Genomic DNA, 25,533 nt, shown 5'->3' on the forward strand with positions numbered 1-25,533 from the left:
AGGGGACAGGATGCTTGTCGGCGTTCGGCGGCAGTCCCTCTCCCGCGAAGCGGGGGAGGTTAGGAGGGGGTAAAGTCAATGCCGCAGCCCTCAGTAGGGCTTGACCGGGGTCTTCAGCGGTTCGCCGGCGAAATGGGCGGCGATGTTGTCGAACACCAGGTCGCCCATCGCCTTGCGCGTGGCGTGGGTGGCGCTCGCCATGTGCGGGGTGACCACGACGTTGGGGCGGCCCTGCAGGGCGGCCGGCACTGCCGGCTCGTGCTCGAAGACGTCGAGGCCGGCGCCGGCGATGGTCCCGGCCTCGATCGCCGCCACCAGCGCCGCCTCGTCGACCACGGTGCCGCGCGCGATGTTGACCAGGACGCCGTCGCTGCCGAGCGCCTCCAGCACCGTGGCGTTCACCATGCCGCGCGTCTTGTCGCCGCCGTTGACGCAGACGATCAGGAAGTCGCTCGCCGCGGCGAGGCTCGCCAGGTCGGGCAGGTAGCAGTAGGGGCAGCCGTCGACCGGCTGCTGGTCGGTGTAGGCGATCTCCATGTCGAAGCCGGCGGCACGCCGGGCGACCGCCTGGCCGATCCGCCCCATGCCGGCGATGCCGAGCCTGCCGCCCGACACCTTCTTGGTCCACATGTAGCCGGCCTTGGCCCAGTCGCCGCGCTCGACGAAGCGCTGGGCGTCGACGATCTGGCGCGCGGTGGCCAGCAGCAGCCCGAAGGCGAGGTCGGCGACGTCGTCAGTCAGCACTCCGGGGGTGTTGGTGACGGCGACGCCGCGCCGTCCGGCGGCGGCGACGTCGATGCCGTCATAGCCGACGCCGAAATCGGCGATCAGCTCGAGGTTGGGGAAGGCGGCGATGAAGTCGTCGGTGACGACCGACTCGCCGTTGACCGCCAGCACCCGCACCTCCGGCGCGAGCCGCTCCCGCTCGGCCGGGGACAGGACATCCCAGTCGTGCAGGGTGAAGGTCTCGTCGAGGCGGGCCACCAGGGCCGGCGGCAGATAGGCCGCCTTCATCACCGTGCACTTGGCCTTGTCGAATATCATGTCACAGCTCCTGTCCTTCGCCGGGCTCACCATTCGGCGACGGCGCCGTCATGCAGGCGCCAGATCGGGTTGCGCCAGTCGGGCGCCGTCCTGCTGCGTTCGATCACCAGTTCCTCGTCGATCACCACGCCGAGGCCCGGCTTGTCCGAGGGACGGAAGTAGCCGCCGTCGATGCGGAAATCGTCCTTGTTGCGGACGTAGTCGAACAGCTCGGCACCCTGGTTGTAATGGATGCCCATGCTCTGTTCCTGGAAGACGGCGTTGCGCGACACGAAGTCGACCGCCAGGCAGGAAGCCAGCGCCAGCGGCCCGAGCGGGCAGTGGGGAGCCAGCGCGACGTCGTAGGCCTCGGCCATGCCGGCGATCTTGACGCATTCGGTGATGCCGCCAGCGTGGCTGAGGTCGGGCTGGACGATGGAGATGCCGCCGTCGGCGAACACGCGCTTGAAGTCGAAGCGCGAGAACATGCGCTCGCCGGCGGCCAGCGGGATGTGGGTCTGCGCCGCCAGCCGGGCATAAACCTCCGATTGTTCGGCCAGCACCGGCTCCTCGATGAAGAGGGGGCGGAAGGGTTCCAGCTCGTGGATCAGCACCTTGGCCATCGGGGCGGCGACGCGGCCGTGGAAGTCGAGGCCGAACTCGATGGAATCGCCGAAGGCGGACCGGATTTCGGCGACGGTGGCGACCGCGGCGTCAACCTTCCGCGAGGTGTCGATGGTGCCCATCTCCTCGCAGCCGTTCAGCTTGAAGGTATCGAAGCCGATCTCCATCAGCTTGCGGATGCCGGCGATCACCTCGGCCGGGCGGTCGCCGCCGACCCAGGAATAGGCCTTGATGCGGTCGCGCACCAGGCCGCCGAGCAACTGGTAGACCGGGGCGCCGAGCACCTTGCCCTTGATGTCCCACAGCGCCTGGTCGATGCCGGCGATGGCGCTCATCAGGATCGGGCCGCCGCGGTAGAAGCCGCCGCGATACAGCACCTGCCAGATGTCGTTGATGCGCGCCGGGTCCTTGCCGACGACGTATTCGGACAGCTCGTGGACGGCCGCCTCGACGCTGCGCGCGCGCCCTTCGATGACCGGCTCGCCCCAGCCGGTGACGCCCTCGTCGGTCTCGATCTTCAGGAACATCCAGCGCGGCGGCAGGCGGTAGGTCGTAAGCTTGGTGATCTTCATCGGATTGGTGTCCAGGATCGGCCGCCCGGCGGCCGGAATTGCCAGTCGCGGCCGCCCGGCGGCCGGATTTCGTCAGACGCGGTGGTTCAGCGGCCGGCCTTGAAGGCGGCGATGTACTTGCGGCCTTCGTCGGCGAGCTCGTCCCAGCGCTGGCCGGCGACGAGATCCTTGCGGATCAGGCTGCTGCCGACCCCGGCGGCGAAGGCGCCGGCCTTGGCGAAGGTGCCGATGTTGTCCAGCGCGACGCCACCGACGGGGATCAGCGCCGCCTCGTTGAACGGCCCCCGCAGGTCCTTGAGGTAGGCCGGCCCGAGCCCGCTGGCCGGGAACAGCTTCAGCAGGTCGACGCCCAGCCGGTGCGCCTTCACGACCTCCGACGGGGTGGTCACCGACGGGATCATCAGGCGCTGGTGCTCGTGCACCGCGGCGATCACTTCGGGATCGAAGTTCGGCGCCAGGGCGAAGTCGGCCCCGGCGTCGAGCGCCAGGAAGGCGGAGACCGGGTTGATCACCGTGCCGGCGCCGATCTGCATGCGGTCGCCCAGTTCCGCCTTCAGCGCGCGGATGCCGTCATAGACCGACGGGCTGTTGCAGGTGATCTCGAACACCCGGATGCCGCCGTCGTACAGCGCGCGCGCCACGGGCAGCACATCCTCGGGTGCGAGGCCGCGCGCGATGGCGATCACGCCGGTGTCCGCGATGGCCTGGATGACTTGCTGCTTCTTCAGCATGTGTCATGTCCTCAAGGAAAATGGGCTCAAGGAAGGGGCGGGGGAGGGCGCTGGCTCGGCCCGTCCCCCGCCGGGCGCGGATCAGGCCTTGGCCTCGATCGGCTTGTTGACGATGAACCAGTAGCAGAGCGCGGCACACGCCGCGATCACGCCGCCGCTGATGAAGGCCATTGCGTAGGAGCCGGTGGCGTCGGCGATCATGCCGGTGACCAGCGGCGACAGCGATCCGGCGAAGTAGCCACCGAAATTCTGGATGCCGCCGACCGAACCGACCATGGAGCGGGGGGCGACGTCGCCCGGCAGCGCCCAGCCGTTGGCAGACAGGGCCGACAGCATGGCCATGCCCACCGTCAGCAGCACCAGCGTCGGAACCAGGGTGGTGAAGAAGGGGGCCGCCATCAGGGCGAAGCCGCCCAGCAGGGCGCAGACCGAGATGGTGGCGCGCTTGGCGACCAGCGGCTCGGCGATGTTGCGGTCGACCAGCCACTTGGAGACGTAGCCGCCGACGAAGGCGCCGACGATGCCACCGAAGAAGGGAACGCTGGCCAGCAGGCCCGCGGTCTGGATGTTGACGTTCTGCGTCTTCAGCAGATAGAGCGGCACGAAGTAGGTCAGGATGTTGAACATCCAGATGTAGCAGAACCAGCCGAGGATCATGCCCCAGACGCTGCGGTAGCCGAACAGGTCGCGCCAGCGGATGCCGTCGGGCGTGGAGCCCAGTTCCTCGGCGGTGCCGCCGCCGCCCTGGCGGATGTAGGCGAGTTCGTCGGCCGGCAGCCATTTGGTCTTTTCCGGCTCGCGGTAGAAGGCGATCAGGAACAGGCCGAACAGGATGCCGAAGCCGCCGGCGATGTAGAACAGCGCCCGCCAGCCGAAGGCGACCATCAGCGCGACCAGCAGGGGCGGGGCGATCGCCGGACCCCACTTGGAGGCGGCGTCCCAGATGCCGGTGGCGAGGGCACGCTCCTTCTTGGGGAACCAGGCTGCGGTGATCTTGGCGGCACTCGGCCAGCAGGGGGCCTCGGTGACGCCGAGCGTGCCGCGGGCGAAGATCAGGCCCATCAGCGACGAGCAGGCGCCGGTCAGCATGGTGGCGCCGCTCCACAGGATCAGGGCGAACGAGTAGACCTTCTTGGCCCCGAGCTTGTCGATCAGCCAGCCGGAGGGGAGCTGGAAGATCGCATAGATCAGCGAGAACACGGTGCCGAGCAGGCCGATGTCGGCGTTGGTCAGGTTCAGCTCGCGCATCATCTCCGGCGCCGCGACCGACAGGGCGGTACGGTCGATGAAGTTCACCATGCCGCCGAGGAGAAGAAGGAAGACGATGATCCATCGCTTTCCGCTGGTGCGCGGTGCGGCCGCGCTCACGTCTTGCGTAACCATAACCCCAGTCCTTTCGGATTTTTGTTCGTTTATTGCTGGAAGAGCCCGCGTGTTCGGGCAATTTCCCTGGCGCCGAGTGCCGCTGCGGATTTCAGCCCATCCGGAACGGCCTCGATGCCGCCGGTGAAGCCGCTGTCGGCGTGGAGCAGGAGGTCGAAGGCGTCGCGCAGGATCTGCTTGCCGCCGATGATGATCCTCATGTCCGGCTGGAGAGCCAGCGAGGGGCTGTTCTTCAGCGCCATGATGTCGGAGGACAGCACCGCACCGAGCAGGAAGTTCGTCCGAGCCGCGAGGTCGGCGTCGCCGAACAGGTCGAGCAGGCGGATCAGGAAGGCGCTCCGCCCGAGGCTCAGCGTCCGTCCGTACTCGGCGCCGCGCAGCAGCGCCTCGGGCACGACATGGTCGGCGAAGCTGTGGTTGAGCGAGCTGGCGATCAGCGTGTTCTTGGTCAGCACGTCCAGCAGCTCGCCGGAGATGGTCGTTACCGATCCGGCGATCCGGCCCTGCTCGTCGATGCGCACGAATTTCGTGTGCGACCCGGGAAGGACGAGGATGGCCGGCCCGCGGAGGTCGAGCGCGTGGAGGATGCCGACAGCCTCGGTTTCCTCGCCGCGCATGATGTCCATCGCGGCACAGCTTTCGAGCGTGATCGGGCCGTCATGGCTCTTGATGCCGGGAATGAACCAGATCGGCTGGTCGACCACGTCGGGAAGCCGGGCGGAGCGCATCGCAGCGGCCAGTTCTGCCTTGCCGGCGGGGGCCGGCAGGTGGGGAATCTCGCACAGGCCCACGTTCGCCGTGATCATGCCGGAGGCAAGGAACAGGACCTGCCCGGTGTCGGTCACGCCGGCGGCGGCCAGCGCCTCGGCGATGGCGTCACGCACGCCGCCTTTCAGCGTTTCCGTGCTGCCGGTGATCGCAGTATCGCGGACGCCGACCGGGCGCCCCGCCTCCGCCAGGACGGCCTCGTCCTTCCAGACGATGACGCGGGTGTTCGTGGTGCCGGTATCTATGGTTGCAAACAACATTGCATGTCTCCCTTCGCGCACGTCTTGAGGGCGTGCTGCGCCGCGCCGTCCGTTGCAGGCCGTTCTTTTCCAAGTCTCCGGGCGGAAGGCCCGTTTGTGGCACTCGTATGGTAGTGCTATCCGGCGTCCAGAATGTCTCACATATTGGACATTGATCTCAATATGATAGGACTTGCGCAAAGCGTGTCAACAAATAATAATGATGTCCAAATAATGAGACATCTTTCGTTCCCTGAGCCGCAGCGAGGAAATGCCGATGACTTTGCCCGCGTCCGACATCGGTCAGACAGCCACGGGGGCCACCACCGGGCAGGCGGATTCCGATCCGGGGGCCGAGCGGCGGCAGCCTGCCGGGACGCAGACCCTGCTGCGCGGGCTGACACTGATCGAGTGCGTGGCAGCCGGCACCAATGACGTGAAGGGCATCGCGGCGCATCTCGACTCGCCGCGCAGCACGGTGCACCGCATGCTGAACAGCCTGGTGGTGGAAGGGTATCTGCACCACATCCCCTACAAGGGCTATCTGCTGGGGCCGAAGCTGATCCATCTCGGGATGAAGGCGCTGGAGCAGCGCCCGCTGGTGGCGGTGGCCCGGCCGCATATCGAGGCGCTGGCGCGGCTGACCGGCGACACCGTCCATCTCGGCGTCATGGACGGGACCGAAGTCTTCTACCTCGACAAGATTTCCGGCACGCGCGGGCTCGAAATGCGCTCGCGCATCGGGCAGCGGATGCCGGTGGCCTCCACTGGTGTCGGTCGTGCCCTCATGCTTGGGATGCCTGCCGGCCAGTGGCGGGATCTCTACAAGGCCGCGGTGGCGACCACGGCAACGACACCCGACCGGCCGGGTCCCGCACCCTGGCCGACATATGAGAAGCAGATGGCGTCCTACGCGCGCCAGGACTGGGTCTATGATTTCGAGGAGAACGAGATCGGCGTCCGCTGTGTCGGCGCCCCGGTGCGCGACATCAGCAACCGCGTGGTTGCCGCGATCAGCGTCGCCAGCGCCAGCCAATTCATGTCGGAGGAGCGCATGGCCGAACTCGGACCCGTCATCCGTGATGCCGCCCATGCCGTCTCGCGGGAGCTTGGGTGGACTCCGCCGGGTGGTGGATTCGGCGCCCCCGGCCTCTGACCGCCCTACCGCAGCCGTCGGCGTGGGCGTCACCGGGCACCGGCGTCATAGGGATGCCCCCATGGCGCCGGTCATAAACACGAAAGGCGGTCACCGGATGCTGGGGCGTCTGACGGCACGTCGGACAACCTCCCTCAACTCGGGGCGCCAGTCGGCGCCCATTTTCTTTTCCGCAGGCTGCCCCCCCGAGTCCTGCGGCAGGTAAGCCGGGGCGCAGGAAATTCCCCGAGACGCGAGAAGCGGTGCCATCGCGGGTCTCAGCGCAGGAGTGGCGAGCAGCCCCCTACTGATCGGCTGCTGATCATGGCCTTAAGACTCAGGCCGTCAAAACGTCGCCTCCGGTGTTGCCTGGGTGATTCTTCACCGCGATGGACCTCATGACAACCCACGCCGAACTGCATCCCTTCCTTCGCCCCCTGCTGGATCGCGTCCTGGAAAAGTGCCGCTCCCTGACCTGGCCCGAGCGTGAAGAATTGGTGGGTGCTGCCATTGTCGCGATCTTCAAGGGGCAGACGCTGTCTCCCGGCATGGATCCGGACGCCGAGTTCCCCAGATTCATCGCCGCTGTCATCGACCGGCTTGGAGCGCCGCCGGTCGTGGAGGAATCGCAGGCCCTTCTCTACAGCCTTTCGTCCATGGGCGATCATGTCGAAGCCGGCGAGTCATGGATGGATGAACATTCGGAGGAAACAGCGCTGCTGACGGTAGCGCTGCGTACCGACGGCGCGTCCTGAGCATTGCCACCCGCCTGCCGACGGCGGCGGGCCGGTGCGACCCGCCCCCGCCCCCGCCCCCGCCCCTGCCTCCGCCCCTGCCTCCGCCCTAGTCCGTCATTCCGCCGGGCAGACCGTCATTCCGCCGGACTTCAACGGCCCGGCCGGCGCTTTGCCCGGTTCAGCCCGGCGGCGCTGCCGCTCACCCTTCGTATGCAAGCTGAATTGCCGACACGCATCGGCCAACATCTGGAGCGGGGAAGGGTATGGCACGCATGAAGGTTCTGGTTCTGGGCGCCGGCAAGATCGGCTCGATGATCGCCACCATGCTGGGCGGGACAGACGATTTCACCGTCACCGTTGGCGACCGCGACGAGGCGCTGCTGTCACGGGCGGAGCGCGCCGGCCTGCGGGTGATGCGCGTCGATGTGGAGGATCCGCAGTCGCTGCACGCAGCGCTGTCGGGCCAGCACGCGGTGCTCAGCGCCTGTCCCTTCACCCTGACACCGACCATCGCCGCCGCCGCGGTGGCGGCCGGCGCCCATTACCTCGACCTGACCGAGGACGTCGCCGCCACCCGCAAGGTCAAGGAGCTGGCCGAAACCGCGAACAGCGCGCTGATCCCGCAATGCGGTCTGGCGCCGGGCTTCATCTCGGTCGTCGGCCATGACCTCGCCCGCCGCTTCGACGAATTGCACAACCTGCATCTCAGGGTCGGCGCCCTGCCGCAGTACCCGACCAATGCCCTGAAGTACAATCTGACCTGGAGTACCGATGGGCTGATCAACGAATACTGCAATCCGTGCGAGGCGATCGTCGACGGCCGCCCGCGCGAGGTCATGCCGCTGGAGGGCGACGAGCGGTTCGCGCTCGACGGGGTCGACTATGAGGCCTTCAACACCTCGGGTGGGCTGGGGTCGCTGTGCGAGACGCTGGCCGGCAAGGTGCGGAACCTCGACTACAAGACCGTCCGCTATCCCGGCCACCGCGACATCGTCCGCCTGCTGATCCGCGACCTTCGGCTCGGTGAGCGCCGCCACCTGCTGAAGGACGTGCTGGAGGCGGCGGTTCCGCTGACCTTGCAGGACGTCGTGCTGGTGGTCGCCACCGCCACCGGCGTGCAGGACGGCGAGCTGCGGCAGGAAACCTTCGCCACCAAGATCTACAGCAAGGCCATCGCCGGCCGGACCTGGAGTGCCATCCAGGTGACCACCGCCGCCGGGATCTGCGCCGTGCTGGACCTGCTGCGCGAAGGCTCGATCCCGCAGTCCGGCTTCGTCCGGCAGGAGCAGGTCCCGCTGGAGGCCTTCCTCGCCAACCGCTTCGGCGGCCACTACCGGGCCTGAACCGCCCGTCGCGGCGGGATTTGCCCTCCGTGCCCGCCTTTGCACGTCCAAAGGCGGGCACGGAGGCATCACGCGCGCATGACAGCCATCCCCCACATCGCCCGCCACGTCAGCACCCGGAACGGTTAAGGTCCCGAACCGTCACCGTCGCCGTTCGGGTCATCCATGCGCCTCATCTTCCTGCTCGGCCTCGCCGGTTTCGCCAGCGCCTTCTCCCTGCGCACCACCGATCCGATGCTGACGCTGATCGCCGCCGATCTCGGCGTCACCGTAAGGCAGGCGGCCCTGCTGGCCTCCGCCTACACCTTGCCCTACGCGCTGATGCAGATCGTGCTGGGGCCGGTTGGCGACGCCATCGGGAAGTCGCGGCTGGTGCGGCTGGCGCTGTGCGTCCTGACGGTCGGGCTGGTGCTGTCGACCATGGCGCCGGACTATGGGTCGGTGATGGCCGGGCGCATCCTGGCCGGCGCCTTTGCCGGCGGCATCATCCCGGCGTCCATGGCGCTGATCGGCGACCGGGTGCCCTACGAGGAGCGGCAGATCGCCATCAGCCGTTTCCTGCTGGCGGTGATCCTCGGGCAGATGTCGGGCTCCGCCGTGTCGGGGGCGCTGGCGGAGGCGTTCGGCTGGCGCGTCGTCTTCGGGCTGGCGGCCGGGCTGACCGCGGTCATCTGCGTGGCGGCCCTGGTCGGGCTGGCCGGCGAGAGGGAGACGCGCTCGCCGCTGTCGGTCGCCGACGCCCGCCAGCGCTACGCCACGGTGCTGACCAACCCGGCCTCGCTGATCGTCTTCGCCACGGTGGCGGCGGAAGGCCTGCTGATCTTCGGCGTCTTCCCCTTCGTGGCGCCGGTGCTGATCGAGCATGGCGCGGCGGGCGCCTTCCAGGCGGGGCTGACCATCGCCGCCTTCGCCATCGGCGGCGTCGCCTACAGCGCCGTGGTGCGACGGATGATCGCTTCGCTCGGCCAATGGGGCATGATGAAGGTGGGCGGCCTTGCCGCCGGCCTCTCCTACCTGGTGATCGCCTTCCCGGTGCCCTGGCCGGTGGTGAGCCTGGCCTTCCTGGTCGCCGGCTTCGGCTTCTACATGCTGCACAACACAATGCAGACCCAGGCGACGGAGCTCGCCCCGACGGCGCGCGGGTCGGCGCTGGCGCTCTTCGCCTCCAGCTTCTTCATCGGGCAGGGCATCGGGCCGGTGCTGTACGGCGCCATCTCCGTCCATACCGGCTTTCCGCTGCTGTTCCTCGGCGTCGGTGTCCTGACCGCCGGCCTCGGTTTCGCCTCGGCGCGACTGATCCGGCGCGGCAGGGCCTGACGCCAGGCTCGGCCAGCGGGGGCTCGGCGACAGGGGGGTGGGCGGCCGCCGGTTCAGAAGCGGAGTTCGTCGGCGATGACCGCGCCGCTCGCCTGCATCAGGTACAGCCCGACATGGTGGGCGACCATCTGCGGGTGGGCGGCGGTGTCCGGCAGGCCGAGGCCGCGGGCCACGTCGAGCGGCAGGTCGTAGGTGGCGCAGCCCGGCTCATGGACGACGATCTCGCGCAGTGGGCCCGTCATGCCATGGTTGCGCGCCGACAGCAGGGCCTGGACGGCCTGCAGCACGCAGATGTCCGTGCAGATGCCGTCCACCACCAGCACCTCGACACCGTTGTCGGCGATCCAGTCGAACAGCCGGTTGCGTCCGGTCGCCGCATCGGTCGTGCCGACCACGCCGTTGATGCAGTCCTTGCGCATCAGTGTGACGCCGGGGGCGCCGTCCAGCCAGGCGAGCTCATCGACGAGGTTCTCCTCGCCGGTGCCGGCCTCGCAGTGGGGCGGGTAGGGAAACTCGGGCTTGCCCGGCTCGTGGGTGTCGAGGAAAACGGCGACGGGCCGCCGTGCCTCGATGAACAGCCGGTTGGTGCGGCCGATCTCGGCGATCATGCGGGTGACCTGGGCGTTCGCCACCGGCGGCGCCAGGTTGCCGCCCCCGATGGCGGCGAAGCCCTTCACCGGGTCGACGTCGAGCTTGCCGATCTTCGCGCCCGCCAGCGCGTAGCTGGTCCGGCGAACCGGCATGACGGCGGCGATGGCATCCAGCGCGGCGGCCGGGCTTTCGATCAGGGCGTTCGTCATCGTGCTTCTCCTCCGGTTCAGACCAGCACCGGGACGTTCGCGACGCCCTCGGTGCCGAAGATGGCGCGATAGCGGGCGACCTCGGCTGCCGGACCCGTGGCCTTCTCATAATTGTCGCTGAGCTTGACCGCGCCTTTCCAGACCCCGTCGACCTCGACCGCGGTCACCTTGCAGACCAGGCTCAGCGGGTCGAGCCCCTGGTTGCTGCGCGGGTGGCAGTTCCGGAAATCGGAGGTCAGCAGGGTTCCCCAGCCATAACCGTCGCGGATGCGGCCGCCGAAGGCCTGATGCAGCCGCAGGATGTCCTCGACATCGAGACCGTCGCTGAACAGCACGCGCTTTTCCCGCGGATCGCGGCCGTGCCGTTCGAGCCAGGCGATGTACTCCTCGCCCGCCGTCACCGGCTCCTTGCTGTCCACCCGCATGCCGGTCCATTCCCCGACCCAGTCGGGCGCGTTCTTCAGGAACTGGGTCGATCCGAAGGTGTCGGGCAGGAACACCAGCATCGCGCCGCCGTAGGTCTCCTGCCACAGCCGCAGGACCTCGTACTGCGCCCCCAGCAGCTCGTCCTCGGTCCGCGCCAGCGCCGCGACCGTCGTCGGCAGCTCGTGCGCGTTGGTGCCGATGGCCTCCAGGTCGTGCTTCATGGCGAGGTGGGTGTTGGAGGTGCCGATGAAGCGCGGGCCGAGTTCGGCGGCCATCGTCTCTACCACGTATTCCTGCCAGAGGAAGCTGTGGCGCCGGCGCGTGCCGAAGTCCGACAGGCTGAGGTCGGCGACCGGGCGCAGCCGCTCGATCTTGTCCCAGAGGCGGACCTTGGCGCGGGCGTAGAGGATGTCGAGCTCCGTCTCCGTCATGTTCGCCAGCGCGGCACGGGTCTTGAGCTCGTTGATGATGCTGAGCGCGTAGATCTCCCACATGGTCGTCATCGCCCACGACCCCTCGAAATCGAGGCGCCATTGGCCGTCCTCCTCCGACAGCCGGTAGTCGGGCAGGGCGAAGTCGTCGGCGAGCCATGCGACGAACTCGGGACGGAAGATTCCCCGTTGTCCGTAGAAGGTGTTGCCCTGCAGCCAGACCGCCTCGGAGCGCTTCAGGCGCAGCGACCGCACATTGTCCAACTGGCGGCGCAGCTCGGCCTCGTCGATGATCCGCGCCAGCTTCACCGACCGCGTGCGGTTGATCAGGCTGAAGCGGACCTTCACGTCGCGGAAGTGGCGCCAGATGAACTGCAGCATCGCCAGCTTGTACCAGTCCGTGTCCAGCAGCGAACGGACGATGAAGTCGGTGGCGAAGTTGTGGTTGTGGGCGCGGCTGCTGAAATTGACGAGCATGGCGGTAACCTCCTGTTCTCGCTGACCGGGTCACAGCCCGTAGTGGTTGGTGACCGGCAGGCGCCAGCCCGGCCCGTAGGTCCGTTCGGTGACGACGACGCCCGGAGGGCTCTGGTCGCGCTTGTACTGCGCACGCGCCGTCAGGCGCCCGATGCGCTCGGCATAAGCGGCGGGGATCGGCTCGCCGACCGCGGCACCCGCCAGCTCGGCGGCGCGGCCGGCGCCGTTCAGCCCCTCGACCATGGTGCGGAGCACCGCGTCGAGGTGCTCGTAGGCGCCCAGGGCCTGCTCGTCGGTCTGCTCCTCGCGCAGTTCGGCGCTCGGCGGCTTGGTGATGATGCGCTCGGGCATCACCGCGCCGTCCGGCCCGAGCAGGCCCTCCGGGCGTTGCGCGTTGCGCCAGCGGGACAGGCGGAAGACCACCGTCTTGTAGACGTCCTTCAGCACCGAATAGCCGCCGCACATGTCGCCGTAGAGCGTCGCGTAGCCGACGCTCATCTCGCTCTTGTTGCCGGTGCTGAGCACCATCAGCCCCAGGCGGTTCGACAGCGCCATCAGCGTCATGCCGCGTGCCCGCGCCTGCACGTTTTCGAAGGTGGTGTCCGCCGCCGGCACCGGCCGGCCGGCGAGGACCGGGGCGAGCATGCGGTCGAAAGCCTCCATCGCGGGCGCGATCGGCACGGTCAGGAGGCGGGTGCCGAGCAGCGCGGAGGCCCGCTCCGCGTCCTCCATGCTCTCCGCCGAGGTGTAGGGCGACGGCATGCGCACCAGCAGCACGCGCTCCGCCCCAAGCGCGTCCACCGCGACCGCCGCCGACAGCGCGCTGTCGATGCCGCCGGACATGCCGAGCACCACGCCGGGGAAGCGGTTCTTGTCCACATAGTCGCGCAAGCCGAGGACGAGGGCCCGGTACATGGCCTCCGCCTCGTCGGGGTAGGCGTTCGGCGTGACGCCGAACACGTCGCCGCGGCACAGATCGACCGTCCCGTCCTCGCCGCGCTCCAGCGTGATGTCGAAGGCCGCTTCGCGGAAGCCGGCCTGGGCGATCACCAGCCCGGCCCGGTCCATCACGTAGCTTCCGCCGTCGAACACCAGGCTGTCCTGTCCCCCGACCTGGTTGACGTAGAGCACGGGCAGCCCGGTGGCCCTGACCGTACGGCGGCCGATGGCGAGCCGGACCGCCTGCTTGCCGGTCCGGAAATGCGAGCCGTTCGGCACGATCAGCACGTCCGCGCCCTCGGCCGCCAGGGACTGGGCGACCTTGCCATGCCAGAAATCCTCGCAGATGGCGATGCCCAGGCGGAAGCCGCGGAAGTCGACGGGCGACGGCAGCGGCCCGGGGGCGAAGACCCGCTTCTCGTCATAGACCTCGTCGTTGGGGAGATTGTGCTTGAGCACGATCCTCATCGAGCCGTCGGTTTCGATGAGGAAGGCGGCGTTGTAGGGCAGGGTGGCGCCGTCGAGCGGGCCGCCGACCAGCACCGCCGGCCCGCCGTCGCCCCGCATCTCGCCGGCCAGCGCGTCGAGCGCGGCGCGGAAGTCCCGGCGGAAGCCCGGACGCAGCACGAGATCCTGAAGCGGATAGCCGCTGCCGAAGCATTCGCTGAAAACCAGCAGGTCCGCCTTGCCGCGGTACTGTTCGCGGTGACGGCGGACGATGTCGAAATTGTCCTTGAGCGCGCCGACCGTCGGGTTGGCCTGGACGCAGATGATGCGCAGAGTTGCGGACATGATGCCCTCATCCTGGAGCGCCCCGTTTCCGGGGGCGCATGCAACGCCGGTGCCCGAACGCCGCCATGGGCGGGGGGATCGGGCGTCTTGCGAGCCTGCCGTCAGCGGCAGGCCGGGGTGACGCGTCGGATGACGGTCGGCGATGGCAGGGAAGGGCTGTTGTCGGTCGATCGTGTCGAGAAGCGGGTGATGCACATGGCAAAGCTCCTTTGCCGAATGCCGCCGGTCTGTCCGGCGGGCTTGGTTGGCATGCTAGTACGCGAAGACGATCATGTAAACGGCCAATAAACGCAGCGGTCCGGTGTCGCGGTTAATTGTTGGACTGTGCGATCATTGTTTGGATGATGTGGAAATGGTCTTCGAACATATGCTCGGGGTCGATCTCCGCGATTGGCATCCAGCGCGCCGACTTGGCGTCGTCGCCGCCGCGGACCTTGGGGAAGCCCTCCTCGGTCGCCTTGAGCTGGATGAGGAAAGCCTGGGTGACCGTGCGCCCGCGCGACGAGCGGTAGGGATGGTCGAAGATCTGGCTGGCGCGGATGCTGCCTTCGAGGAATCCCGCGGGGACCTTGAGCTTCGTCTCCTCCCGCAATTCCCGGATCATGGCGTCCTTGATCCGCTCGTGCTGGCCGACGAAGCCGCCGGGCAGGGCCAGCAGGCCGCGGCCGGGCAGGCCCCGGCGCTCGACCAGCAGGACGTGGCCGGACAGGACGACCACGGCGTCCGCGGTGAGGAAGGTCGGGGGATAGGGCGCCTTGGCCCATCCCGCCCTGTATTTGGCGATATACCCGCTTTCCTCCGCCAGCCGCCTGTATTCATCGGTGCGCGCGAATTCCGCCATGAAGGCGGCGACGTTGGCGGGCAGCGCCTCTCTCCACTCCACCAATGCCGCGTCGGCGTCGGCGAAATAGGCGTCGCGGATGGGTGTCGCCGAGATCCCCTGGCAGTTCCCGCATTCCACCGCGCCCCACTGCGGGAACATGCGCAGGTAGTAGCTGCTGTGGTCCTTGGAATGGCCGATCAGGCGGACCACGGGCGCCGAGCCGTCGGCGGGCCGGTGGTGCTGCACGACGACGCCATGCACGGCCGCCTGGACGTCGCGGATCCATTCCAGGTCGTTGTAGCGGTCGATGAGGGGAAGGACCGTGATGCGTCCGCACTCCTCCGGCGGGAAGGCGCCCAATATGCAGGCGCGGACCTCCTCGAAGCGGAAGGGGTTGCGGTGGCTGCGCGCCTGACGCGACGATCCGACCAGGACGATGAGATGCTTTCCGAGCGAGAGGGCTCGCTGCATCACCGTCAGATGGCCGAGATGGAAGGGGCGGAAGCGGCCGACGAAGACCATGAAATCGCAGGTCGGGGCGCCGTGCGCGCCGGATGCTGCGGTCCTCTTCGCCAAGGACAGGGTGCCGGACCCGTGTCCGGTGTCGGTGCTGGACGTCATGCTCAGCAAGCTCCTTGCTGAATGAATGCCGCGGTCTATCCGCGGCAGGAAGACAATACGGTCGCGTCCGGCATTTCTCAAGCCCCCATTCCCCATCCTTTCGGGGCAATGCGTTCGCATTCCTTGCACGCGCGGCGTCTCCACACGCTGTGCTTGTCATGGCCCGGAACTTGTTCCATGACAGGAGGCCTCCGGCTGCGGCATGCTTGGCGGAGAGGAAGCCGCCGCCTTGCTCCGTGGTGAGGAAGACCCGATGGACAGCTTCAGCCAGCCCGTGTCCCTGGCCGACGACGCAAGGCCCCTGGTCTTCCCGCCGGATTTCCGCTGGGGCAGCTCGACCTCCGCCTACCAGATCGAGGGGGCGCTGGACGCCGACGGCCGGGGCCGCTGCATCTGGGACGGCTTCACCGCCCGGGGGCGCATCCTGGACGGGAGCAGCGCCTCGGTCGCCTGCGACCATTACCACCGCTATCCCGAAGACATCGCGCTGATGGCGGCGGCCGGCTTCGACAGCTACCGCTTCTCCATCGCCTGGCCGCGCATCCTGCCCGCCGGTGCCGGGGCGGTCGAAGGCCGCGGCCTCGATTTCTACGACCGGCTGGTCGATGCGCTGCTGGAGGCCGGCATCACGCCGATCGCCTGCCTCCATCACTGGGACCTGCCGCAGCCGCTGGAGGATGCCGGCGGCTGGCAGGGGCGCGGGATCGTCGGTCCCTTCGCGGACTACGCCCGCATCGTCGCCGCCCGGCTGGCCGACCGGGTCAGGGACTGGATGATGCTGAACGAGCCGAACGTCGTCGCCCTGTACGGCTACGGCCTCGGCGAGCATGCGCCCGGCCTCCGGCTGGGCGAACAGGGAATTCTGCGGGCTCTCCATCACCAGAACCTCGCCCAGGGCGCGGCCCTGCGCGCCGTCGCGGCGGAGCACGCCGGCCTGACGCTCGGCACCGTGCTGAACCTCCAGCCCGTGGTCGCCGACAGCGACCGGCCGGAGGATGCCGCCGCCGCCGCGCGCTGGGATGCGGTATGGAACCGGGTGGCGCTCGACGGGCTGATGCGCGGCCGGATCCCGGATGCGCTCGCAGAGGCGATGGCCGGCTTCATCCTGCCCGGCGACGAGGAGGCGATCCGTCATCCGGTCGACCTTCTGGGCGTCAACTACTATTCCCGCATGACGATCAGGCGGGAGGCCGGCCGGCCCTTCGACGCCGGCTGGGGCGACCCGCGCTGCCGCCGCAGGACCGACATGGGCTGGCCCGTCCAGCCGGAGGGACTCTGCGACCTGCTGACGGAGCTGCGCACCGGCTACGGCAACCCGGCCGTCATGATCACCGAGAACGGCTGCGCCTGCGACGACGTGGTGACGCCGGACGGCCAGATCCACGATGCCGACCGCGTGCTGTTCCTTCACGAGCACCTGGAATCCGTGGCCCGGGCGCTGGCCGACGGCTGCAACGTCAAGGGATACCTGTGCTGGAGCCTGCTCGACAATTTCGCGTGGGCCGAGGGCCTGTCCAAGCGGTTCGGCATCGTCCGCGTCGATTACGACACGCTCAAGCGCACGCCGAAGGACAGCTACCGCTATCTGGCCGAGGTCGTGCGGACCGGGCAGCTTTGAGCCCGTCCGGGCACCGGGGCCGATCCTCCCTCGCTTGGAACGCGGCGGAAAAGCTGCCAAACTGCGCCACCGCCGCCTTTGGCATCCACTGCACCGCCGTAGCCGCACCGCCATGGACATGACCGTCAAGAAGACCGGCGCCACCGCGGCCTGGCGGGGCCTCGCCAACTGCCGGGGATGCGGCATCCGCGAGACGGCGCTGTTCGCCGACCTGACCGAGGCCGATTTCGGCCTGATCCACCTGCCGATCGACGAGTTCACCGTGGCGCCGGGCGCCGCCCTCTATCACGTCGGTGACGAGCCGTCGGCCCTCTACACCGTCCGCAGCGGGCTGGTGAAGCTGGTGCAGTACCTGCCGACGGGCGGCCAGCGCATCGTCCGCCTTTTGCGGCCGGGCGACACCGCCGGGCTGGAAGCCGCGTTGGGCGAACCCTACCGCCACACCGCCGTCGCCATCCACCCGGTTCTGACCTGCCGCATCCCGCGTGCGGTGATCCAACGGCTGTCGGACGAAACCCAGCACCTGCATCAGCAGTTGATGCGCCGCTGGCATCGGGCGGTGGAGCGCGCCGACGCGTTCCTGGTGGAGCTGGGGACCGGCAGCGCCAGGGCGCGGGTGGCGCGGCTGATCCTGACCCTGGCGGACGGGCGGGAGGAGTGCGACTTCTTCGGCCGCGAGGATGTCGGCGCGGTGCTGGGCATCACCACGGAGACGGCCAGCCGCGTCGTGGCCGAATTGAAGCGCCAGGACCTGCTGACGGAGCTGCGGCCCAACCGTTTCCGCTGCGATGTGGCGGCGTTGCGCGCTTTGGCCGAGGGGCCATAGGACACCCCCAAGGATCGGCAGAGGGTGGCTTTGATCCTTTGGAGAGGCTTGCCTGCGTGGTTACTCCCACCGGTGTGCGCGGTATCTCAAGGATAGCGGTGCGCCCATACCGATGCCGAGTGGAAGCCCCGGGGTGGCGTGGCTAGCTTGGGAATATCGGGTTTCCAAGGGGTTTCGAAATGCCGCAGGATGTCAGCCAGCCCTTCACTTCCTCTATCGACGGCTCGCCCGCCGGCGGTCTGGCCCGCTCCGCATCCGGTGGGGCCGATGACGAGATGATCAGCGGCATCCGCTCCGTCCTGGCGGAGTGCGGCGGACTGGCGGTCGACGCCGGTACGCTGGCCGTCGACGACGACCTCTATGCCGCCGGCCTCACCTCCCATGGCTGCGTCGGCCTGATGCTGGGGCTGGAGGAGCAGTTCGACGTCGAGTTCCCGGAAAAGCTGCTGAACCGCCGCACCTTCGAGAGCATCGCCGCCATCCGCAACGCCGTCTGCGGCCTGCTCGACGGGGGAGAGGCGTGAGCGCGGCGCCGGCCGGTCTCGCTGCGCGGGCACGCGCCGTCGGGGCCGAGATCGCGGCACGCCATGCCGACGACGTCGACCGCAACAGCCGCTTCCCGGAGGAGGCGTTCGCGGCACTCCGCGAGCAGGGCTTGCTGGGCGTCATGGTGCCGGCGGATCTCGGGGGGGCCGGCGCCTCGCTGTTCGAGGTGGCGGCAGCCTGCCACGCGCTGGCGCGGGGCTGCTCCGCCACCGGCATGATCTACGCCATGCACCAGATCCAGGTGGCCTGCCTGGTGAACCACGGGAAGGCCGGCTGGCAGCGCGACCTGATGTCGCGCATCGCCGCCGAGCAGCTCCTGCTCGGCTCGGCGACGACGGAGGCCGAGACCGGCGGCGACATCCGCAACAGCGTCTGCGCGGTGCGGGCCGAGGGCGACCGCTTTACGCTGGCCAAGAACGCCTCGGTCATCTCCTACGGCGACCAGTCGGACGTGATCCTGGTCACCGCGCGCCGCAATCCCGACGCCCCGTCGTCGGACCAGGTGCTGGTGGTGGTGACCAGGGACGACTACCGGCTGGAGAAGACGACGCGCTGGGACGCGCTCGGCATGCGGGGCACCTGCTCCGACGGCTACCGCCTGGAGGCGGCCGGCGTCGCCGGGCAGATCCTGCCGCTGCCCTACGCCGACCTGTCGGCCCAGACCATGCTGCCGGTGACCCACATCCTGTGGAGCAGCACCTGGCTCGGCATCGCCGCCGACGCCGTCAGCCGCGCCCGCGCCTTCGTCCGCGCCGAGGCCAAGCGCAAGCCGGGCACCACCCCGTCCTCCGCCCTCCGGCTGGCCGAGGCGACCGCCAAGCTCCAGCAGATGAAGGCGACCATCCTGACCGCCATCCGCCAGTACGAGCTGGCCTGCGGGTCGCCGGAGCTGCTGACCGGCCTGTCCTTCGCCACCGCGATGGGCACGCTGAAGGTCACCTCGTCGGAGCTGGCGCGCGAGATCGTCGAGGCGGCGATGCGGACCACCGGCCTCGCCGGCTACCGCAACGATACCCCCTACAGCATGGGCCGCCACCTGCGCGACGCCCATTCAGCCGCCCTCATGATCGGCAACGACCGCATCATGTCGCACACCGCCACTCAGCTTCTCGTCCAGCGGGACGGATCGGGGCCATTCGAATGAACATGATCGACGCAGCCACGGCGCAAGCGGCCTATCGCGACGAACTGGTGCGCGCTGGCCTTCTGATCCCCACCGGTGTCGACGGCCTGTATGGCCGGAGCGGCGTCTTCGAGGATGTGGTCGAGCGCTTCGACGCGCTGGTCACCCGCTGGGGCGGCAAGGACGGGGCGGAGGTGATGCGCTTCCCACCGGCCCTCAACCGCCAGTATTTCGAGGAAAGCGAGTACCTGAAGAGCTTTCCCCATCTGGCCGGCACCATCCACAGCTTCGCCGGCGACGAGAAGGCACACCGCACGCTGCTGCGCCGGCTGGAGGAGGGGCAGGACTGGACCGAGGAGCAGGTGGCGACCGACGTCGTCATGACCCCGGCCGCCTGCTACCCGGTCTACCCGACGATCGCCCAGCGGGGCCCGCTGCCGGAAGACGGCAAGCTGATCGACGTCTTCTCCTACTGCTTCCGCCACGAGCCGTCGATCGATCCGGCCCGCATGCAGCTTTTCCGCATGCGCGAGTACATCCGCATCGGCACGCCGGACCAGGTGGTCGAGTTCCGCGAACTGTGGCTGGAGCGCGGGCGCGAGATGATGGCCTCGCTCGAGGTGCCGCTCGACGTCGACGTCGCCAACGACCCCTTCTTCGGCCGTGCCGGCGCCATGCTGTCGAACAGCCAACGCGAGCAGAAGCTGAAGTTCGAGCTGCTGATCCCGATCACCAGCACCGAGAAGCCGACCGCCTGCCTCAGCTTCAACTACCACCAGGACCATTTCGGCCACCTGTGGGACATCCGCAGCGCCGACGGCGCCGTGGCCCACACCGCCTGCGTCGGCTTCGGCATGGAGCGCGTGGCGCTGGCGCTGTTCCGCCATCACGGCTTCGACCCGGCGGCCTGGCCGGCCTCGGTGCGCAAGCTGCTCTGGGGCTGAGCGGTATCATGTGGACGCCGCACCAGCCCGACGGCCCCGGCGGCTACGAGCGCCATGCCCTGCACCGGGGAGAGCGCATCTGGCCGGAAACCAACTGTTACGTCGACCTGTGGATCGAGGCGCTGCATGCCCGCGGGCTCGACCCGCTGGCGATGCTGGGCTTCACCGTCACCCAGGACTTCGAAGGCGACCAGTTCACCTTCTTCAAGGTGCCGCTGGAGGATCTGGAGACGCTCTACGGCCTGCGCGTGCAGGAACTGGCGATCTACGACAGCGTCGAGGCCCACGTCGCCGAGCAGTTGGGGCGTGGCCGCGACGGCGGGCTGGTGCTGGTGGAGGTCGACGGGTTCCATCTGCCCGACACCCGCGGCACCTCCTATGGCACAACCCATGTCAAGACCACGGTCGGGATCGTCCGCATCGATCCCGCCGCCGGCCACATGGACTATTTCCACAATGCCGGCTTCTATCGGCTGGACGGGGCCGACTACCAGGGTGTGGCCGCTGCGGCGGCGGGACCGCTTTTCCCCTACGTCGAGTTCGTGAAGGCGGGAGCGCCGCCGCTGGGCGGTCGGGCGCTGGTCGGCGCTTCGTTGGATCTGATGCGGCGGCACCTGGCACGGCGGCCGGCGGGCAACCCCGTCACCGCCTGGCGGGAGGCGTTTCCCGAGCATCTCGACCGGCTGCTGTCGCGGCCGATGGAGTATTTCCACCTCTACGCCTTCAACGTCCTGCGCCAGCTCGGCGCCAATTTCGAGCTGCTGGGCGCGCATGTCGGCTGGCTCGACGGCCCGGTCGAGGCGGTGGAGGCCTGCCGGTCGATCGCCGAGGGGGCCAAGGCGATGCAGTTCCAGCTCGCCCGCACCGTCGCCCGCCGCAAGGCGCCCGATCTGACGGAGAGCTTCGACCGGCTGGAGCGCGGCTACGACACCGTGCTGGGCGCCCTTGCCCGCCGCTACGGGTGAGGGGCGATGGCGCGACTGCGATCGGTCAGCGGACGGACGGTCACGGCCCTGGCGGAGGGCTGGAGCCTGACTCTGCCGAACGGCGAGGCCGTGCCTGCCGCCGTGCCGGGCACCGCCGCCCGGGCGCTGGAGGCTGCCGGGCTGTGGTCGCTGGATGCCGCGTCGTTCCCGTCTGAAACGGCCCTGCACGACAAGGACATCCTCTACCGCACGCGTCTGTACGGCCATGGCCCGCGCATCCTGCGCTTCCATGGCCTCGCCACCCTCGCCGAGGTGCGGCTGGACGGGGAACCGATCCTGACCTCCGACAGCATGTATCTCGCCCACGAGGTGCCGGTGACTCTGAAGGGCGAGGCAGAACTGTCCATCCTGTTCCGCGCCCTGCACCCGGCCCTGGCGGAGCGCGAGGGCGCGGCGAGGCAGGGGGCCGGGAGGAGGTCCCGCGCCCGCTGGCGGCCGAAGCTCGCCGAGCCCGCGGCGCTGCGGCTCGTCCGCACCACGCTGCTCGGGCACATGCCCGGCTGGTGTCCGCCGGTCCACGCCGTCGGTCCCTTCCGGCCGGTCGAGATGGTTGAGGAGGCCGGTCCGCTCCGGGTGATCGCCGCCGACCTGCGCAGCAGCTACGACGGCCGGGACGGCCACCTGTCGTTGCGCCTGACGGTCGACGGGGCGTCGGCGGGCCTGCCGGGCGAAGTCGAGGTGGCCGGGCGGACGGCACCGCTGGTCTTCGACGGCGTCGGCGGCTTCCGTGCCGACCTGGAGCTGCCGGGGGTGGAGCCCTGGTGGCCGCACACCCATGGCGACCCGGTGCTGCATCCGGTGACCGCCCGTATCGGTGGCACCGCGATCGATCTCGGCAGCACCGGTTTCCGCTCGCTGGCCGTCGACCGCGGCCCGGATGGCGACGGCTTCACGTTGCTGGTGAATGGCGAACGCGTCTTCTGCCGCGGCGGTTGCTGGGTGCCGGTCGACCTGATCGGCTTGGCGGCCGACCGCGCGGCCTACGAGCCGGCACTGCGCCGGATGCGCGACGCCGGTGCCAACATGGTCCGCGTCGGCGGCACCATGCTCTACGAGGGCGACGCCTTCTTTGAGCTGTGCGACGAGCTGGGCATCCTGGTCTGGCAGGATGCGATGTTCGCCAACTTCGACTACCCCACGGACCCCGCCTTCCTGGACAGCGTCCGGGCGGAGATCGCCCAGCTTCTCGACCGCACCCAGGCGTCGCCGTCGCTGGCGGTGCTGTGCGGTGGCAGCGAGATGGAGCAGCAGGCGGCCATGCTCGGCCTGCCGCGCGCCTCCTGGACGCAGCCGGCACTGACCGCCGTGCTGGAGGAGGAGGCGTCGGCGCGCCGGCCCGACGTGATCCGGGTGCCGAACTCCCCCAGCGGAGGGGCGCTGCCCTTCATCGCCAATGCCGGCGTCACCCATTACTACGGGGTCGGCGCCTACATGCGGAAGCTGGACGATGCGCGGCGGGCCGATGTGCGCTTCGCCAGCGAATGCCTCGCCTTCGCCAACCTGCCCGAGGACGGGGCGCCCGGCGTGCCGGCGTTCCACCATCCGCGCTGGAAGGAGCGGGTGCCGCGCGATCCCGGCGCCTCCTGGGACTTCGAGGACGTGCGCGAGCATTACCTGGAGGATCTCTACGGTGTCGACCCGCGCCGGCTGCGCTACGAGGATCCGGACCGCTACGGACGGCTGTCGCGCGCGGTGACCGGCGAGGTGATGCAGGCGGTGTTCGACGAATGGCGCCGTGCCGGCTCCCGGTGCGGCGGCGGGCTGGTCTGGCAGTGGAACGATATCCTTCCGGGAGCCGGCTGGGGGGTGGTCGCCGCCGACGGCACGCCCAAGCCGGCCTGGTACGCCCTGAAGCGCGCCTTCCGGCCGCTGCGGGTGATCCTGACGGACGAGGGGGTGAACGGGCTCGCCGTCCATCTGGTCAACGACGGTGCCCGGCCGGTCGAGGCGCTGCTGCGGCTGACCGCCTGGCGTGACGGCGCCGTGCCGGTGCTGCGGGCCGAGCGGCCGGTGACGCTGCCGGCACGTGGTGCCGTCGTCCTGCCGGCCGCAGCGCTGTCCGACCGCTTTTTCGACACAACCTACGCCTACCGTTTCGGTCCCCTCCCGCACGAGGTGGTGACCGCCCAATTGCTCTCAGCCGAAAGGGTAGGGGAACCGATCGACGAGACTCATTATTTCCCCAAGGGACGCGCGCTGCCGCGCAGCGATCTCGGCCTGACGGCTGTGGTCGAGCGCCAGGGTGCGGACTGGGTTCTGAGGCTCGCCACCGGCCGGTTCGCCTGCTCGGTGCATGTGGAGGACGAGCGGTTCCTCGCCGAGGACGGCTGGTTCCACCTTGCGCCGGGGATCGAACGGATGGTCCGCCTGCTGCCGCGCGGCGGGGCGGGGGCGACGAATGGGGGGGCGGAGGCCGCAGGGCCGCCCGACGGCGAGGTCCATGCGTTGAACGCGCTGGTACCCGTCCGCTACAGGGGGAATGTATGAAGCCGACACCGGTGGTGTTCGAGGGATGTTTCGGTTGGCTGCACCCGGCGCACGGGTTGCGCGGCGTCGTGCTGTGCGGGCCCTACGGCCACGAGGAGCTGTGCGTCCATCGTGCCTGGAAGACCTTCGCCGAAACCCTGGCGGCCGCCGGGCTGCCGACCTTGCGCTTCGACTATCCGGGGTCGGGGGACTCGGCCGGCGAGGACAGCGAGCCCAACCGGCTGCGCGCCTGGCTGGACGGCGTCAAGGCGGCGGCGCGCCGGCTGCGCGAGGACACCGGCGTCACCGAGCTGATCCTGGTCGGCTACCGCATGGGATCGCTGCTCGCGACCGCGGCGGCGCTGGAGCTGGCGGAGGAAGGGCAGGGTGTCGATGGATTGGCGCTGCTGTCGCCGATCACCTCGGGGCGCCGTGCGGTGCGTGAACTGCAGACGCTGGCGACCATGGTGCTGCGCCCGGTCTGCAACCCGGAGCCGCCGGAACGTGCCTCCTGGCTGAACGTCATCGGCATGCCGCTGACCCCGGAGACGGCGCTGGCGCTGGGTGGCATGAACCCCTGCGACGCACCGTCCCTTCCCGCCCGGCGCATCCTGATCGCCGACCGGCCGGAAGCGAAAAGCTCGCTGAAGCTGGCCGCACGCTGGCGCTCGATGGGCGCCGCGGTGGAGACGGTCAGCATCAGCGGCATGCTGGAGATGGTCCAGCAACCCCAGCGCGCCCGCGCTTCGGCGGTCTTCGAGCCGGTCCTGCGTTGGGCTGCCGACGGTGCTGTCGCGGAGGGCGCCACCCCGCCGCCGGTGCGGCCGGCCGGGCTGATGACCACCACGGCGGTCGAGCGCCCGATCTTCTTCGGCTCGACGCCCGAACTGTTCGGCATCTACTGCACGCCGGTGATCGCCGATCCCGCCGGCAGCCGGCCGGCCATCCTGTTCCTGAACAGCGGTGCTACGCATCACGTCGGCTCCGGCCGGGCCACCGTGGTGCAGGCGCGGCGGTTGGCGGCGCGCGGCTATTGTTCGCTGCGCATCGATGCCGCCGGCATCGGCGACAGCCCGGACCGGTCCGGCCTTCCCGACAACCTCCTCTACAACAAGGAGGTGATGACCGACATCCGGTCCGCGCTGAACTGGCTGGAAGAGCAGGGACACGAGCGGATCGTCGTCATCGGGCTGTGCGCGGGCGGTACGCCGACGCTGCATGCCGGCCTGGGCGACGACCGGGTGGTCGGCCAGGTCCTCCTCAACCCAGGCCGGTTCGAGCTTGGGGCCGGCATCGCCGTGTCGGAGCTGATGCGGACGGTGGCCCACCGCTCCGCCACCGAATATCTGCTGGAGGCGCTGAAGCCCGCCCGACTGCGCGCCACCCTGCGCAAGCCCGCCCGCCTGACCGGTCTCGCCCAACGCCTGGCAGCCCGCCTGTTCCGCAAGGTGCTGATCCGTACCGGCCTGACCCGGCATGCCCTGCGCATCTTCCGGCGGCTGTCGGCGGAGGGGCGGCGGGTGCTGGTGGTCTACAGCAGCGGCGACATGACGCTGGCCGAATTCTACCTGCATCTCGGCGAGGGCGGACGGGCGCTGCACGGATTGCCGGGGATCGAGGTGGCCTATCTCGACCGCTCCGACCATAGCCTTACCGTGTGGGAGGCCCGTGACCGGCTCAACCTGCTGATCGACCGGCATCTCGCCCTCTTGGACTGTCCGGCCACGGTCGGGAGTGAGGCCTCCGGCCTGCCCGACTGGGACGTCGATCTGCCGACCGGAGAGCGGGTGGGATGAGCGCCCCATAAGCGCTGACATTAACCCCCTCCCAGCCTCCCCCGCTC

At 69.3% G+C, this 25,533-nt stretch carries 21 protein-coding genes; 12 read left to right on the plus strand and 9 right to left on the minus strand.

The annotated features are described in order from the left end of the window. Positions 1 to 90: 90 nt before the first annotated feature. The 5 genes from J2850_RS12670 to J2850_RS12690 all read right to left on the minus strand — a co-directional run bounded on the left by J2850_RS12670 (position 91) and on the right by J2850_RS12690 (position 5,361). Complete coding sequence (locus tag J2850_RS12670; RefSeq protein ID WP_246513021.1) at positions 91 to 1,044, minus strand: 2-hydroxyacid dehydrogenase; 954 nt, start codon at positions 1,042 to 1,044, stop codon at positions 91 to 93. Between the two features lie 26 nt (positions 1,045 to 1,070). Beyond that, positions 1,071 to 2,219 carry a galactonate dehydratase gene (gene dgoD, locus J2850_RS12675; RefSeq protein ID WP_209982107.1) on the minus strand — a complete coding sequence of 383 codons (1,149 nt, stop codon included), beginning with the start codon at positions 2,217 to 2,219 and terminating at the stop codon, positions 1,071 to 1,073. An 86-nt stretch (positions 2,220 to 2,305) separates the two neighbouring features. Then, entirely contained in the window at positions 2,306 to 2,950 is a 645-nt protein-coding gene (locus J2850_RS12680; RefSeq protein WP_209982109.1) for a bifunctional 4-hydroxy-2-oxoglutarate aldolase/2-dehydro-3-deoxy-phosphogluconate aldolase, read from the minus strand. An 81-nt stretch (positions 2,951 to 3,031) separates the two neighbouring features. Continuing rightward, on the minus strand, positions 3,032 to 4,333 hold the full coding sequence (locus tag J2850_RS12685) for an MFS transporter (protein ID WP_209982111.1): 1,302 nt from the start codon (positions 4,331 to 4,333) through the stop codon (positions 3,032 to 3,034). A gap of 29 nt (positions 4,334 to 4,362) precedes the next feature. Then, a complete protein-coding gene (locus J2850_RS12690; protein ID WP_209982113.1) occupies positions 4,363 to 5,361 on the minus strand; it encodes a 2-dehydro-3-deoxygalactonokinase in 999 nt (332 codons plus the stop codon). A 256-nt stretch (positions 5,362 to 5,617) separates the two neighbouring features. Between J2850_RS12690 and J2850_RS12695 the strand changes: the two genes are divergently transcribed. From J2850_RS12695 to J2850_RS12710, 4 genes are all read left to right on the plus strand, one after another. Further along, positions 5,618 to 6,496: an IclR family transcriptional regulator gene (locus J2850_RS12695; RefSeq protein ID WP_209982116.1), complete on the plus strand. Its 879-nt coding sequence runs from the start codon at positions 5,618 to 5,620 to the stop codon at positions 6,494 to 6,496. A 377-nt stretch (positions 6,497 to 6,873) separates the two neighbouring features. After that, positions 6,874 to 7,230 (plus strand): hypothetical protein, encoded by a 357-nt coding sequence (locus J2850_RS12700; protein ID WP_209982117.1) that lies wholly within the window; start codon positions 6,874 to 6,876, stop codon positions 7,228 to 7,230. 254 nt (positions 7,231 to 7,484) lie between these two features. Beyond that, positions 7,485 to 8,555 carry a saccharopine dehydrogenase family protein gene (locus J2850_RS12705; RefSeq protein WP_417281580.1) on the plus strand — a complete coding sequence of 357 codons (1,071 nt, stop codon included), beginning with the start codon at positions 7,485 to 7,487 and terminating at the stop codon, positions 8,553 to 8,555. 165 nt (positions 8,556 to 8,720) lie between these two features. Continuing rightward, positions 8,721 to 9,872, plus strand: a complete 1,152-nt coding sequence (locus tag J2850_RS12710; RefSeq protein WP_209982121.1) for an MFS transporter — start codon at positions 8,721 to 8,723, stop codon at positions 9,870 to 9,872. Between the two features lie 53 nt (positions 9,873 to 9,925). Here J2850_RS12710 and J2850_RS12715 read toward each other — a convergent pair whose 3' ends face one another. The 4 genes from J2850_RS12715 to J2850_RS12730 form a co-directional block, all read right to left on the minus strand. Next, positions 9,926 to 10,672 (minus strand): isochorismatase family protein, encoded by a 747-nt coding sequence (locus J2850_RS12715; RefSeq protein ID WP_209982123.1) that lies wholly within the window; start codon positions 10,670 to 10,672, stop codon positions 9,926 to 9,928. A gap of 17 nt (positions 10,673 to 10,689) precedes the next feature. Further along, on the minus strand, positions 10,690 to 12,006 hold the full coding sequence (locus J2850_RS12720) for a nicotinate phosphoribosyltransferase (protein ID WP_209982125.1): 1,317 nt from the start codon (positions 12,004 to 12,006) through the stop codon (positions 10,690 to 10,692). Positions 12,007 to 12,036: 30 nt separating this feature from the next. Further along, the gene (locus J2850_RS12725) at positions 12,037 to 13,737 is read right to left on the minus strand and encodes an NAD+ synthase (protein ID WP_209982127.1); all 1,701 of its coding nucleotides are present in this window, start codon (positions 13,735 to 13,737) and stop codon (positions 12,037 to 12,039) included. A 310-nt stretch (positions 13,738 to 14,047) separates the two neighbouring features. Beyond that, positions 14,048 to 15,181: a bifunctional nicotinamide-nucleotide adenylyltransferase/Nudix hydroxylase gene (locus J2850_RS12730; RefSeq protein ID WP_209982129.1), complete on the minus strand. Its 1,134-nt coding sequence runs from the start codon at positions 15,179 to 15,181 to the stop codon at positions 14,048 to 14,050. A 253-nt stretch (positions 15,182 to 15,434) separates the two neighbouring features. Between J2850_RS12730 and J2850_RS12735 the strand changes: the two genes are divergently transcribed. The 8 genes from J2850_RS12735 (at position 15,435) to J2850_RS12770 (ending at position 25,486) form a co-directional block, all read left to right on the plus strand. Next, the gene (locus J2850_RS12735; protein ID WP_209982130.1) at positions 15,435 to 16,799 is read left to right on the plus strand and encodes a GH1 family beta-glucosidase; all 1,365 of its coding nucleotides are present in this window, start codon (positions 15,435 to 15,437) and stop codon (positions 16,797 to 16,799) included. Between the two features lie 112 nt (positions 16,800 to 16,911). Beyond that, complete coding sequence (locus J2850_RS12740) at positions 16,912 to 17,625, plus strand: Crp/Fnr family transcriptional regulator (protein ID WP_209982132.1); 714 nt, start codon at positions 16,912 to 16,914, stop codon at positions 17,623 to 17,625. Positions 17,626 to 17,804: 179 nt separating this feature from the next. Further along, entirely contained in the window at positions 17,805 to 18,149 is a 345-nt protein-coding gene (locus J2850_RS12745; protein WP_281414977.1) for an acyl carrier protein, read from the plus strand. Then, complete coding sequence (locus J2850_RS12750) at positions 18,146 to 19,315, plus strand: acyl-CoA dehydrogenase family protein (RefSeq protein WP_209982134.1); 1,170 nt, start codon at positions 18,146 to 18,148, stop codon at positions 19,313 to 19,315. Before J2850_RS12745 ends, J2850_RS12750 begins: the two co-directional genes overlap by 4 nt. After that, the gene (locus J2850_RS12755; protein ID WP_209982136.1) at positions 19,312 to 20,238 is read left to right on the plus strand and encodes an amino acid--[acyl-carrier-protein] ligase; all 927 of its coding nucleotides are present in this window, start codon (positions 19,312 to 19,314) and stop codon (positions 20,236 to 20,238) included. The genes J2850_RS12750 and J2850_RS12755 overlap by 4 nt, the downstream gene beginning before the upstream one ends. Positions 20,239 to 20,246: 8 nt before the next feature. Next, complete coding sequence (locus J2850_RS12760; protein WP_209982138.1) at positions 20,247 to 21,203, plus strand: DUF1839 family protein; 957 nt, start codon at positions 20,247 to 20,249, stop codon at positions 21,201 to 21,203. A gap of 6 nt (positions 21,204 to 21,209) precedes the next feature. Beyond that, positions 21,210 to 23,711: a glycoside hydrolase family 2 protein gene (locus J2850_RS12765; protein WP_209982140.1), complete on the plus strand. Its 2,502-nt coding sequence runs from the start codon at positions 21,210 to 21,212 to the stop codon at positions 23,709 to 23,711. Beyond that, positions 23,708 to 25,486, plus strand: a complete 1,779-nt coding sequence (locus J2850_RS12770) for an alpha/beta fold hydrolase (protein WP_209982142.1) — start codon at positions 23,708 to 23,710, stop codon at positions 25,484 to 25,486. Before J2850_RS12765 ends, J2850_RS12770 begins: the two co-directional genes overlap by 4 nt. Positions 25,487 to 25,533: the final 47 nt, after the last annotated feature.

The sequence above is a fragment of the Azospirillum picis genome, from assembly GCF_017876115.1.
Taxonomy (GTDB): domain Bacteria; phylum Pseudomonadota; class Alphaproteobacteria; order Azospirillales; family Azospirillaceae; genus Azospirillum; species Azospirillum picis.